The following is a 12,097-nucleotide window of genomic DNA, read 5'->3' as shown; positions in this document are numbered from 1 at the left end:
TTGACCGGAAGACGAGCGGCGAGCTGTTTGCGGAGCTGGCGACGCTGGGCGCCGGCCTGCTGGTGGATGTGCTGGCCCACCCGCGCGCCGCCGTGCCGCAGCCGGAGGCCGGCGCCACGCTGGCGCCGCGCATCGAGAAGGCGCAGGCGCATCTGGATGTGACACAGCCGGCTGCCGTGCTGGAACGCTCCGTGCGGGCCTTCAACCCGGCGCCGGGCGCGTGGGTAGAGATTGGCGGGGAGCGGGTGAAGATCATGGCCGCCAGCGTCGAGCCAGCCACATCGACCCCCGGCGTAACGCTGGACGACCGGCTGCTGATCGGCACCGGCGACGGCGCCTTGCGACCAACGTTGGTGCAGCGCGCCGGCAAGCCGGCGATGGACGTGAAGGCGCTGCTCAATGGCTGGCGCGTGCCGGCAGGCACACCGGTTTCGTGACGCGCTTTCGTTTCACCGTTGAATATGATGGCCGCGTCTTCATGGGCTGGCAGCGGCAGGCGCACGGCCCCTCGGTGCAGCAGGCGATCGAGGACGCGATCTTCAGCGTCACCGGCGAGGCGGTGGAGGTGATTGCTGCCGGTCGCACCGATGCCGGTGTGCATGCCAGCGCCATGCCCGCCCATGCCGACATTGCCCGGGCCATCACGCCATTCCGCCTGATGGAGGCGATCAACGCCCGGCTGAAGCCGCAGCCGGTGGCCATCCTCGACTGTGCGTTGGCCCCCGATTTCCACGCCCGCTTTGATTGCACCGGTCGACGCTATCGCTATCGTATCATCAATCGCCGGGCGCCGCTGACCATCGATGCCGGGCTGGCCTGGCGGGTGCCGATGCAGCTGGACGCCGATGCCATGCACGCCGCGGCCCAGCGGCTGGTCGGGCGGCATGATTTCACCACCTTCCGATCCGCCCAATGCCAGGCCAATTCGCCGCTGCGCACGCTCGACCGGCTGGACGTGGTGCGGCACGGCGAGACCATCGAGATCTTCGCTGCCGCCCGCTCCTTCCTGCATCACCAGGTCCGCTCCATGGTCGGCTGCCTGAAGCTGGTGGGTGAAGGCCGCTGGAGTGCGGACGACCTCGCCGCCGCACTGGCCGCTCGCGATCGCGCCGCGTTGGGCCTCAACGCGCCGCCGGACGGCCTCTCGTTCATAGGCGCCATCTACCCAACACTGTCGGTGGGGCTTACAGGCTGGGCGTAACCTGGCCGGACTGGTCGTGTTACTTCAAGGATTTAAGGTCACACTGCGACTGGCACGCATGTTGCTGCTCTGTGGCCATGGGGTGGGGACCGCAAAGCTTTAACATCCGCCTGCTTTGGTTGGCCGGGCTGGCACTGGGTGCGGTGGCCGGCGGCCTGACCGGCTGGCTGCTCGCCGGCTGAACTGGCGCCAGCTCAACGCCAGGCGCCTGTTTTCGGCCAGCTCAACGCCAGCCGAGTGCTTCGGCCATGATGTGGAAGATCAGATTCTGTTCCATCACCCCGCGCACGAGGTCAGCGCGCGGGCCTTCCGCAAACAGCGCCACATCCTCGCCGGCATGGCTCTCGCTGGCGGTGCCGTGCGTCTTGTTGGCGAGATAGTTGGGATCGTCCGGCGGCAGCAGGCGGGACAGGCCGCGCGCCTGGAACGCTCCGTTCGCATAGCTGAGAGTCGTCATCGGCTGGCCGCGATCATCGAGGGCATAGCCTTCAGGGCTCAGCGCGCCCTCGCTCTCGCCGCCGCGCGCCGGCTTGATATAGCCCAGGATGTTGTTGCCGCGCTCCGGATAGCCGGCGATGGTCATCACGTGGCTGTGATCGGCGGTGACCAGCACCAGCGTCTCGTCGAGGTTTACGCTCTTCAGCACCTCGGCCACGGTGGCGCTGAACATCTGGGCTTCCTTCAGCGCGCGATAGGGGTTGCTGGCATGGTGGCCATGGTCGATGCGGCCGCCCTCGATCATCAGATAATAGCCCTTGCCGCGCCGTGCCCTGGCGCCGGCCTCCAGCTTCGCCAGCGCAAAGCGCGCCATTTCCGGGAGGCTGGGCTCGGCATCGTCCTTGCGGTCATGCTCGAAGCTCAGGTGGTCGGGGGTGAACAGGCCCAGCACCGGGCCAGTGCCTGCCGCCGCCAGCGCCCGCAGGCCCTTGGCGTCACTCACGAAGCGTCCCTGCGGCCAGGTCTTCTGCCATTCGGCGACGAGATCCCGACCATCATCGCGTTGCCCGCCCTTGCCCAGCGGCAGGAAGCGCGCGCGGCCGCCGCCCAGCACCACGTCCATGCCGCCCTTGAAGCCGATCAGCTGGGTGGCGAGATCGGCACAGCCCGACGCGCGATCGGACGCCGGATAGGCGCGGTCGGCGCCCTCCCAGTCACGGTTCGGCACATGGCCATAGACCGCCGCCGGGGTGGCATGCGTGATGCGGGTGGTGGTGACGATGCCAAGCCCCATCCCCTGGGCGCGCGCCAGCTCGGCAAAGCTGCGCGGCAGCTTCTCGGGCGTGCGGCAGGCCTCCGGCCCCTGATCGGCACCGAAGTTGATGACGCCGATGCGCGTCTTCACCCCGGTGTTGAGCGCGCTCGCGGTGCCGGCGCTGTCCGATACCTGGGCGTTGGTGTTGTAGGTTTTCACCAGGGCGGTATTGGCCATGCGGTCCCAAGCCAGGCTGTTGTCTTCACCCGGGCCTGGCGCGCGGCCGTCGATCGGACGCTGGCCATCGAAGATGCGCGCCGCGGTGATCGTGGCGATGCCCATGCCATCCCCCACCATCAGGATGACATTCTTGGCCCGCTTCGGCCGATTGACCGCCTTCAGACGCGCATCGAGGGCGGCGCGGCCATCCTGCCACCAGCTGTCCTGCACTGGCGTGTCGAGCACCGGAGCGGCTGTTGCGGGAAGGGCGGCGGCCAGCAGGCCAGCGAGAAACAGGTTGCGGATGATCATGAACAGGCCCCCTGCCCGTTATTTGTTACAGAAGTTTGATATCGCGCAGCCGCTCGACCAGATAGTCGTTGGCAGTGATCGGCGGATCCGCACGCGGCCCGCCGGGCAGCGCCTCGATCAGGTAATCCGGGCGGAAATGCAGGAAGAAGGGCGTTGAATAGCGCGCCACGCTCATCCGCTCCGGCGCCGGGTTGACCACCCGGTGCGTGGTCGATGGCAGGCGGTGGCCGGTCAGGCGCTGCAGCATGTCCCCGATGTTGCAGACAAGGCAGCCGGGCGGCGCATCGATGGCCCGCCACTGGCCGTCACGATCGAGCAGTTGCAGCCCGGCCTCCTCGGCGCCCAGCAGCAGGGTAATGACATTGATATCCTCGTGCGCGCCGGCGCGGATCGGTCCGGCGGTGTCGGGCGCCACCGGCGGATAGTGCAGCAGGCGCAGGATGGAATTGCCGTCGCGCACCGGATCGGCAAAGAACTCCGCCGCCAGCCCCAGGTGCACGGCGATGGCCCGCAGCAGGCGCTGCCCGGCCGCATCCAACGCCGCATACAGCGCGCTGACCGCCGGCTGGAAGTCCGGCACCTCGGCGGGCCACAGATTGGGCGGCATCACGCCGGCCTGGGGGTGGCCGGCCGGCAGATCGCGGCCAACGTGCCAGAATTCCTTCAGATCGGCGTGGGCCTGCCCCTTGGCTGCTTCCACCCCGAACGGGGTGAGGCCGCGCTGGCCGCCACCGCCCGCCACGACATAGCGGCGCTTCACATCCTCAGGCAGCGCAAAGAAGGCACGCGTCGCCGCCATCGCCCGGTCGATCAAGGGCTGCGGGATGCCGTGATCCGCCACCACCGCAAAGCCGGTGCGGGCAAAGGCATCGCCCAGCCGTTCCGCGGCGGCCGGCAGGTCGGCCTCGACCAGCGACAGGGGAACCGGCGTGATATCGGCAGCAAGCGTCATGCTCGCCCCTCTGCAACATTCGGCCGGCGGTTGCCAGACCCGCAAACCCTGTTGACCCTCTACGGCACGAAAGCTATTGCAGCCCTCCCGTGGCGCCCCCGGCGCCGGGCCTGTGGCAGCGTAGCTCAGTTGGTGAGAGCGCCGGATTCATAACCCGGAGGTCGGCAGTTCAAATCTGCCCGCTGCTACCATTCCCCGATAGTGTGGCCTGTGACGAGGATGAGGTGGCCAAGCCGCCCGACCGAGGGTAGAAGTTGAGCCGTCCTCAACTTGGGAGAGCCCCGATGTCCATCCCCGCCGCCTTTGCCGGCCGCCTGTCGATCCCGGTGATCGGTTCGCCGCTGTTCATCATCTCGGTGCCGGAACTGGTGATTGCCCAGTGCAAGGCTGGTGTCATCGGCAGCTTCCCCAGCCTCAATGCCCGCCCCATCGCGCAGTTCGAGGAGTGGCTGCAGCGGCTGAACAGCGAGCTTGGCCCCAATGACGCGCCCTATGCGGTCAACCTCATCGTCCACAAGTCCAACGACCGGCTGATGGCCGATCTGGAACTGTGCGTGAAATACAAGGTGCCGATGATCATCACCTCGCTGGGCGCCCGCGAGGACGTGAATGCCGCCATCCACAGCTATGGCGGGATCGTGATGCACGACATCATCAACAACAAGTTCGCCAAGAAGGCGATCGAGAAGGGTGCCGATGGCCTGATCGCGGTGGCGGCCGGCGCCGGCGGTCATGCCGGCACCACCAGCCCATTCGCGCTGATCCAGGAAATTCGCGAATGGTTCGATGGCCCGCTGGCGCTGTCGGGCTCGATTGCCACCGGCGACGCGGTGCTGGCGGCCGAAGCGATGGGCGCCGATTTCGGCTATATCGGCAGCGCCTTCATCGCGACCAAGGAAGCGCGTGCGGCCGAAGGCTACAAGCAGATGATCACGCAGAGCGCCTCTTCGGACATTGTCTATTCCAACCTGTTCACCGGCGTGCACGGCAATTATCTGCGCCCGTCCATCGTCGCGGCCGGCATGGACCCCGACAATCTGCCGACCAGCGATCCGTCGGCGATGAACTTCGGCAGCGGCGGCAACACCGAAGCCAAGGCCTGGAAGGACATCTGGGGCTGCGGCCAGGGCATTGGCGCGGTCAAGGACGTGCTGTCGGCCGGCGAGTATGTCGCCAAGCTGGTGCGCGAGTATAACGCCGCCCGCGCCCGTCTGGGCCTGGGTGCAGCCGCAATGGCCGCGGAGTGATGGGTGGGTCGGTGGAACTGACCGCCCGCACCCGGGCCCTGTGGCTGGCCGGCGCCGCGCTGCTTGGCCTCGTCAGCCAGTGGTGCGCGGTGCTGGGGCCCTGCGCCGCGCCGGTCTGACTCAGCCGATCCGTTCGGCGCCCTTCGTCCGCTTGTCCTCCACCGGGGCAGCGCGGGTCTTCACGCCCAGGCTGATCAGCAGTGAGGATGACACGAAGATCGACGAATAGGTGCCGATCACGATCCCCAGCACCATCGCGGCGGTGAAGCCGAAGATCACCTCCGGCCCAAGGAACAGCAGCGCGAGCAACGCCGCGAGCAGGGTCACCGAGGTCATCACCGTGCGCGGCAGCGTCTCGTTCACGCTGAGATCGATGATCTGCTTGATGTCCATCTGGCGGTATTTGCGCAGGTTCTCGCGAATGCGGTCGTCGATCACCACCTTGTCGTTGAGGCTGTAGCCGATGATGGTCAGCACGGCCGCCACGATGTTCAGATCAAACTCCAGCCAGGTCAGGCTGAAGAAGCCGAGGGTCACCACCACGTCGTGGACCAGTGCCACCACTGTGGACACGCCGAAATACCATTCGAAGCGGAACCAGGTGAACAGGGCCACGAACAGCATCGAAAGGCCAACCGCCCACAGCCCGTCACGGATGAGCTCGTCCGACACCTTGCCGGACACGCTTTCCACCCGCACGAACTTCACGCCCGGATAATCCCGCTCCAGCGCCACCCGGACCTGGCCAACCACACGCTGCACCGCGCCCTCTTCGCCTTCGGGCAGCGGCAGGCGCACCAGGATGGTCTGGGCGTTGCCGAACTCCTGCAGCGCAGCATCGCCCACCCCAACCCGGTTCACGCGCTCGCGCAGGCTGTCGAGTTCCGGCGGCTTCTGGAACTCCACTTGCATGGTAAGGCCGCCAACGAAGTCCACGCCGAGGTTGAGCCCGCGCGTTGCCAGCAGCGCGCCGGCGCCGATGGTGAGCAACAAGGTGAGCGCAAACGCCAGAAAGCGCAGCTTCACGAAGCCGATGTTGGTGTTGTCGGGAACAAGCTTCAGGGGCATGGCCGTTTCCCTATCAGATGCTCAGGGCCGCCGGCCGCGAGGCGGCCAGCCAACGCGCCACCATCAGGCGCACCACGGTGACGGCGGTGAACACCGAGGTGGCGATGCCGATCGACAGCACCACGGCGAAGCCCTTGATCGGGCCGGAGCCGAACAGGAACATGATGATGGCCACGATGATGTTGAGGCTGTTCGCATCCCAGATGGTGCGGGTCGCCTCGCGGAAACCGGTTTCCACCGAGGCGACCACGCCCCTGCCCTTGCGCTGTTCTTCACGGATGCGTTCGTTCACCAGCACGTTGGCATCAACCGCGGCGCCGATCGTGAGCACCATGCCGGCAATACCCGGCAATGTGAGCGTGAAGCCGGCGGCCGACATGATGCCGACAATCATGACGACGTTGATGACCAATGCGAGCACCGCGTAGACGCCGAAGCGGCCATAGGTGAGCACCATCAGCACCGAGACCGCCAGCACCGAGACGATCGAGGCGATCACCCCGGCACGGATCGAGTCGGCGCCGAGATCCGGCCCCACCGTGCGCTCCTCCACCACCTTCAGCTCCACCGGCAGCTTGCCGGAGCGCAGCAGGATGGCGAGCTCGTTGGCGGTGGCCACCGTGTAACTGCCGCTGATGATGCCGCTGCCGCCCAGGATCGGTTCGTTGATGTTGGGGGCCGAGATCACCGTGCCGTCGAGGACGATGGCAAAGGGCTTGCCGACATTTTCTGTGGTGGCCTGGGCGAAGCGCCGACCGCCGGTTGAATCGAAGCGGAACGACACAGCCGGCGCGCCGTTCTGATCGGTCGACACCTGGGCATCGACCAGCTGGTCACCGCTGATGATGGCGCGGCGCCGCACCACCACCTGGCCGCCTTCCTGCGCGGGCAAGATCTGGCTGCCGGGCGGGGCACGCCCTTGCGCCACCTCGGCCGGATCAGCCGCCGTGTCCACCAGCTTGAACTCCAGCTTGGCGGTCTTGCCGAGCAGCGCTTTCAGGGCCTGCGGGTCCTGCAGGCCGGGCACCTGCACCACGATACGGGTGCGGCCCTGGCGAACAATGGTGGGCTCTCGCGTGCCCAGTTCGTCGATGCGCTTGCGGATCACTTCCACGGCCTGCGCCATCGCACTGTCCACGGCAGCATCGATGCCGGACCGCGTTGGGGTGAGCAGCAGCTGCCCCGGCACCGCGCCACGTGCCACCTCCACCTCGCGCGCCGCACCCAGCCCCAGTGGCGCGGTCACCTTGTTCAGGATGGTCACGGCCTGATCGGTGCGTGCCACATCGCCCACGCTGAAGCTGAGCCGGCCGCCCTGCAACGACAGGTCGTTGACCGCGATGGCCCCGCCCTCGGCCGCGCGCAGTTCGCCGCGCACCGTGTCTTCCAGCGCCTCCAGCTTTGCCTTTTCAACGTCGAGCGGCGTTGCCTCCAGCATCAGGTGCGAACCGCCGCGCAGGTCGAGACCAAGCGGCAGCTGGCTCTTCGGCAACCCGGACGGCAGGCTGGCCAAGGTGGAATCCGAGAGGGCGTTGGGGATCGCCAGCACCGCGCAGATGGCGATGGTCAGCCAGATCGACCAGATCTTCCACTTGGGAAAGTCGAGCACGGGCGGGCTAGTCCTTGCTGTCCTGCGCGCCGTCGTTGGCCGCGGCCGGCACGCCGCGCGGCTTCACGTCGGCCAGGGTTGCCTTCAGAACCCGGAACTTGACACCGGGGCCGGCCTCCACCTCCACTTCGCTGTCGGTCACCCTCACGGCCTTGCCGAGGATGCCGCCACCGGTGACGACATCATCGCCCTTCTTGACCGCATCGACCATGGCGCGGTGCTGTTTCACCCGCTGCTGCTGCGGGCGGATGATGAGGAAATAGAAGATGGCGAAGATCGCCAGATAGGGCAGGAAGCCGATCAAGGCCGCCGTGCCGCCCGCTGCTGCGGCGCCGCCGGCGGCTTGGGCATGGGCCGGGGTTTCGAATATCACCGTTGTTCTCGTTTCCTGCTTGGGGGCGGGTTCGGCTCTAGCCGCTCCGCCAGAGGCGCGCAACCGGCCCCGTTCGGCACCCTGCTTTCAAGGCAGCCGCGCTTTGGCTATCGAGGCGGCATGGACATGATCGCCGAACACCTGGCCCGCATCGCCGCCGCGCTGGAACGCCTGTCGCCGCCCGGCGCTGCGCCCGCCAATCCCGCGACTGGCAACTGGTTCGGCTGGGACGGCACCCGGCTGCTGGCCGTGCCGCCGGCCCGCGCCGTGCCACTGGCGCTGTATTGCGGGGTGGAGGCGCAACTGGAGGCCGCCCGCACCAACCTTGCCCGCCACGCCCGCCGCCTGCCGGCGCATGACATGCTGTTGTGGGGTGCACGCGGCATGGGCAAATCCAGCCTGGTGCGCAGCGTGGTGGCCGATCTTCTGGCCCAGGGCGAGGATATCGCGCTAGTGCAGCTGGCGCTGCCGGCGCTGGCCAGCTTGCCGCAGCTGTTCGGCAGGCTTGCCGCCACCGATCGCGCGTTCGTGGTGTTCCTTGACGATGTCTCGCTGGGTGCCGATGCCGGCGAAGTGCATGCGCTGCGCTCGCTGCTCGATGGCGGCGTGGCGGCGCGGCCAGATCAGGTGCGCCTCGCCGTCACCTCCAACCGCCGCCACCTGGTGCCGCGCAGTCTTGCCGAGAACGAGGATCAGGCCATCAACCCGCGTGACGTGGCTGACGATCACCTGGCGCTGGCCGATCGCTTCGGTCTCAGGCTGGGTTTCCACGCCTGCGATCAGGCCCAGTATCTGGCGATGTGCGAACGCTATGCGGCGGCCCATGGCCTCGCCTTCGATGCCGCGGCCGCGCTAGCCTGGGCCGTGGGGCGTGGCGCCCGATCCGGCCGGGTGGCCTGGCAATTCACGGTGGAACAGGCCGGCGCGCAGGGCGTGCGGCTGTGATGGCTTCAATTGCCCAAAAATCGGCGTTATCCCTTACTTGACGAGAGACATGGGGGTGGCACACTCCCTCCAGATTCAACGTGGCGGGGCTCACTTGCCCATTTGCTTCTGATCCGGGGGAATATCATGCGCCTTCTGTCCTTCACTGCCGCCGCCAGCCTTGTGTCTGCCGGTCTTGCAGTCACCATCCCCGCCGCGCCGGCTGCTGCACAGCAATGGCGCGAAGTCCGCTGCGAAAGCTGGAATTATCGCGAAGCCAGCTGCCCGGTGCCGGGTGCGGTGCGGGTCCAGCTGCTGCGCGTCGAGGGTGGCAGCTGCATCGAAGGGCAGACGTGGTATCACGACGGCAACGCCATCCGCGTGCGCGGTGGCTGCCGGGCCACCTTCCGCACCGACAGCAATAATGGCTGGGGCGCCGGCGGCTGGGATCCCAATCAGGGTGGCAACTGGGGCGGCGGCGCTCAGGTGCAGAGCATCCGCTGCGAAAGCTGGAATTATCGCGATGCCCGCTGCCCGGTGAACGGCACTATCCGCAGCGTCCGCCTCACCCGCGTGATTGCCGGGGACTGCCGCGACGGCCAGACTTTCCGCTGGAACCGTAACGCGGTGCTGGTCCGCAACGGCTGCCGCGCCGATTTCGAGGTGTTGTTGGGCGCTGCCGGCTGGGCCGGCGGCGGCTATCCGGGCGGTGGCTCGGGCGGCAACTGGCAGGGCGGCGGCAATCGCCCGATCACCCTCACCTGCGAAAGCTGGAATTATCGCGCCGCCACGTGTGTGGCGCCGCGCGGCCGGCAGGTGCGGCTTCTGCGCGTGATTGCCGGGGATTGCCGGCAAGGTCGCACGTGGGGCGTGCGCCCCGGCGCCGTTTGGGTCAACGGTGGTTGCCGCGCCGAATTCGAACTCTACTGACAGGATTTCACTGCCCGTAGCTTGTGAGGCCAGAGGCGTGGCGGCGAGTGTGAATGCTGGCCGCCACAGCTGAACTGGTCTAGGTGCCGGTCGTAAGCCGGCCGGCTGCGACGATACCACCGCCGCCTTTCGGGGCCCGGCGATTGCCGGATGGCGCCCGCACCTGCTATGACCAGAGCCATTCTCAAGATAAAGGCGCAGTGCATTGAAAACCCTTGGCGTGATCTGGCGTGTTCTGGTCGGCATCAAGGATTTCCTGGTGCTGTCGCTGCTGGCGCTGTTCTTCATCGGCCTGTCGGCGCTGCTGTCGGCCGGCAAGACCAACGTGTCAGTGCCCGATGGCGGCGCGCTTGTGGTGGCGCTTGATGGCGTGCTGGTTGATCAGGCCAGCGAGGTGTCGCCCTTCGATGCCGCGAGTGGTGGCGGCATGGCCGAGGTGCAGGCCCGCGACGTGATCCGCGCGCTCGATCGCGCAGCCGAAGACAAGCGCATCAAGGCCGTCGTGCTGGAGCTTGATGGCTTTGCCGGCGGCGGCCAGGCCAATGTCGCCGCGGTGGCCGACGCGTTGGCGCGGGTGCGCAAGGCCGGCAAGCCGGTGGAGGCCTGGGCAACGGCCTATGGCGATGATGCCTGGCTGCTCGCGTCGGCTGCCAGCCGCATCTGGATCAACCCGATGGGCGGCGTGATCGTCACCGGGCCCGGCGGCTCCAATCTCTATTTCGGCCGGGCGCTCGAAAAGCTGCAGGTCGATGTGAACGTGTTCCGGGTCGGCACCTACAAGTCGTTCGTGGAGCCGTTCACCCGCGCCAGCGCATCCCCCGAGGCCAAGGCTGCCGATCAGGCGCTGGCCGACAGCCTGTGGGCCAGCTGGCTGGCCGACGCGCGCCGTTTCCGCCCCAAGGCCGATGTCGCGGCCTATGTGGCGCAGCTGCCGCAACGTCTGGGTGCGGCCCGCGGCGACGGCGCCGAAGCCGCCCGCGCATCAGGATTGGTGGACCGGGTCGGCAGCCGCGAGGCGTTCGAGGCTGCCCTGATCGAGCAGGTGGGCGACGCCGAGCCGGAGCACTGGGGCCGTTACAAGGGCATCGCGCTGGAGGATTATCTGGCGGCCAGCAGTGGCCCCGGGGGCGGTGATGCCGTTGGTGTGGTCTATGTCGCGGGCAATATTGTCGATGGTGAGGCGCCGCGCGGCACCGCCGGCAGCGCCACCATCCGGCAGGCGCTGGAAAAGGCACTGGCCGAGGATGATCGCATCAAGGCCCTGGTGGTTCGGGTCGATTCCGGCGGGGGATCGGTGACAGCGTCGGAGGAAATCCGCACCGCGCTGCTGGCTGCCAAGGCCGATGGCCTCCCTGTCGTCGCCAGCTTCGGCCCGGTGGCAGCATCGGGCGGCTATTGGGTGGCAACGGCGGCGGACGAGATTTACGCCCAGCCCTCGACCATCACCGGCTCCATCGGCGTGTTCGCCATCCTGCCCAGCTTCCCGCGCGCGCTCAACGAGATCGGCATCAATGCCGATGGCGTGAAGACAACGCCCTATAGCGGCGAACCCGATGTGGTGGCCGGCTTCTCGCCGCAGGTGCGCGCCGTGTTGCAGATGGGGGTGGAGGATACCTACCGCCGCTTCATCACCTTGGTCAGCGAGGCCCGCAAGCTGCCGGCCAGTGCGGTCGATCCGATCGCGCAGGGACGCGTGTGGTCGGGCAGCGATGCCAAGCGGCTGAAGCTGGTTGATCAGTTCGGCGGGCTGGATGCTGCCGTGGCGGCTGCAGCCCGGCGCGCCGGGCTGAAGGGTGATGTGCGGGTCGTCGATATCGAGAAGCCGGAGCCAGCCTGGGTGCAGGCGCTGCGCAGTTTCAGTCGCAATGAGGTCGAGGAGCAGGCCCGCGATCCCTGGGCGCAGGCTGTGCGGGCCTCGCGGTTGCGCCTGGCGTCGGCTGCACGCGATCTGGTCTTCATGGCGTCGGGGCGCGGCGCCACCATGCAGGCGGTGTGCATGGCCTGCACCATGGCCGGCTCGCCACGCCCGGCCGCGGCGCGCGAAGGCAGGGGCTGGCTTGGCGCGCTCCT

The 12,097-nt window shown here is 67.8% G+C and carries 11 protein-coding genes and 1 tRNA gene; 7 read left to right on the top strand and 5 right to left on the bottom strand.

The features are described 5' to 3' along the window. Positions 1-437, top strand: a 437-nt coding sequence (locus GJV64_RS06050; RefSeq protein ID WP_408014969.1) for a methionyl-tRNA formyltransferase, incomplete at its 5' end; no start/stop codon positions are given. Further along, entirely contained in the window at positions 434-1,201 is a 768-nt protein-coding gene (gene truA / locus GJV64_RS06045) for a tRNA pseudouridine(38-40) synthase TruA (RefSeq protein WP_164156379.1), read from the top strand. The genes GJV64_RS06050 and truA, both read left to right, overlap by 4 nt. Positions 1,202-1,424: 223 nt before the next feature. Here the strand turns inward: truA and GJV64_RS06040 are convergent, their stop codons facing one another. After that, the gene (locus GJV64_RS06040) at positions 1,425-2,924 is read right to left on the bottom strand and encodes an alkaline phosphatase (protein ID WP_164156378.1); all 1,500 of its coding nucleotides are present in this window, start codon (positions 2,922-2,924) and stop codon (positions 1,425-1,427) included. A 25-nt stretch (positions 2,925-2,949) separates the two neighbouring features. Next, a complete protein-coding gene (locus tag GJV64_RS06035; protein WP_164156377.1) occupies positions 2,950-3,876 on the bottom strand; it encodes an isopenicillin N synthase family dioxygenase in 927 nt (308 codons plus the stop codon). Positions 3,877-3,990: 114 nt separating this feature from the next. Between GJV64_RS06035 and GJV64_RS06030 the strand changes: the two genes are divergently transcribed. Together GJV64_RS06030 and GJV64_RS06025 are read left to right on the top strand one after the other, a co-directional pair. Beyond that, a tRNA-Met gene (locus GJV64_RS06030) sits at positions 3,991-4,067 on the top strand. A 93-nt stretch (positions 4,068-4,160) separates the two neighbouring features. Then, positions 4,161-5,123 (top strand): NAD(P)H-dependent flavin oxidoreductase, encoded by a 963-nt coding sequence (locus GJV64_RS06025; protein WP_164156376.1) that lies wholly within the window; start codon positions 4,161-4,163, stop codon positions 5,121-5,123. A 120-nt stretch (positions 5,124-5,243) separates the two neighbouring features. Here GJV64_RS06025 and secF read toward each other — a convergent pair whose 3' ends face one another. The 3 genes from secF to yajC are packed head-to-tail and all read right to left on the bottom strand — an operon-like array spanning position 5,244 to position 8,170. Further along, positions 5,244-6,191, bottom strand: coding sequence for a protein translocase subunit SecF (gene secF, locus GJV64_RS06020; RefSeq protein ID WP_164156375.1), 948 nt, complete (start codon positions 6,189-6,191; stop codon positions 5,244-5,246). Positions 6,192-6,204: 13 nt separating this feature from the next. Then, on the bottom strand, positions 6,205-7,800 hold the full coding sequence (secD, locus tag GJV64_RS06015) for a protein translocase subunit SecD (protein ID WP_164156374.1): 1,596 nt from the start codon (positions 7,798-7,800) through the stop codon (positions 6,205-6,207). A 7-nt stretch (positions 7,801-7,807) separates the two neighbouring features. After that, complete coding sequence (gene yajC, locus GJV64_RS06010; protein ID WP_164156380.1) at positions 7,808-8,170, bottom strand: preprotein translocase subunit YajC; 363 nt, start codon at positions 8,168-8,170, stop codon at positions 7,808-7,810. Positions 8,171-8,299: 129 nt separating this feature from the next. Here yajC and GJV64_RS06005 point away from each other — a divergent pair, with 129 nt between their 5' ends. The 3 genes from GJV64_RS06005 to sppA all read left to right on the top strand — a co-directional run. Further along, positions 8,300-9,118 carry a DUF815 domain-containing protein gene (locus tag GJV64_RS06005; protein WP_164156373.1) on the top strand — a complete coding sequence of 273 codons (819 nt, stop codon included), beginning with the start codon at positions 8,300-8,302 and terminating at the stop codon, positions 9,116-9,118. Positions 9,119-9,244: 126 nt separating this feature from the next. Beyond that, on the top strand, positions 9,245-10,027 hold the full coding sequence (locus GJV64_RS06000; RefSeq protein ID WP_164156372.1) for a DUF3011 domain-containing protein: 783 nt from the start codon (positions 9,245-9,247) through the stop codon (positions 10,025-10,027). Between the two features lie 220 nt (positions 10,028-10,247). Further along, positions 10,248-12,097 (top strand): signal peptide peptidase SppA (gene sppA / locus GJV64_RS05995; RefSeq protein WP_235927620.1); only part of this gene is annotated, 1,850 nt, incomplete at its 3' end.

Origin of the sequence: Sandarakinorhabdus rubra, from assembly GCF_010994245.1 — a bacterium.
In the GTDB taxonomy this organism is placed as follows: domain Bacteria; phylum Pseudomonadota; class Alphaproteobacteria; order Sphingomonadales; family Sphingomonadaceae; genus Sandarakinorhabdus; species Sandarakinorhabdus rubra.
The sequence above is the reverse complement of the archived record's forward strand: the minus strand, read 5'-3'. Positions and strand labels throughout refer to the sequence as shown.

What these genes read in the sequence shown, in the direction of transcription:
- GJV64_RS06025 (WP_164156376.1), top strand. Translation starts at nt 4,161, where the DNA reads ATGTCCATCCCCGCCGCCTTTGCCGGCCGCCTGTCGATCCCGGTGATC.
- GJV64_RS06000 (WP_164156372.1), top strand. Translation starts at nt 9,245, where the DNA reads ATGCGCCTTCTGTCCTTCACTGCCGCCGCCAGCCTTGTGTCTGCCGGT.
- GJV64_RS06035 (WP_164156377.1), bottom strand. Translation starts at nt 3,876, where the DNA reads ATGACGCTTGCTGCCGATATCACGCCGGTTCCCCTGTCGCTGGTCGAG.
- secF (WP_164156375.1), bottom strand. Translation starts at nt 6,191, where the DNA reads ATGCCCCTGAAGCTTGTTCCCGACAACACCAACATCGGCTTCGTGAAG.
- GJV64_RS06005 (WP_164156373.1), top strand. Translation starts at nt 8,300, where the DNA reads ATGATCGCCGAACACCTGGCCCGCATCGCCGCCGCGCTGGAACGCCTG.
- GJV64_RS06040 (WP_164156378.1), bottom strand. Translation starts at nt 2,924, where the DNA reads ATGATCATCCGCAACCTGTTTCTCGCTGGCCTGCTGGCCGCCGCCCTT.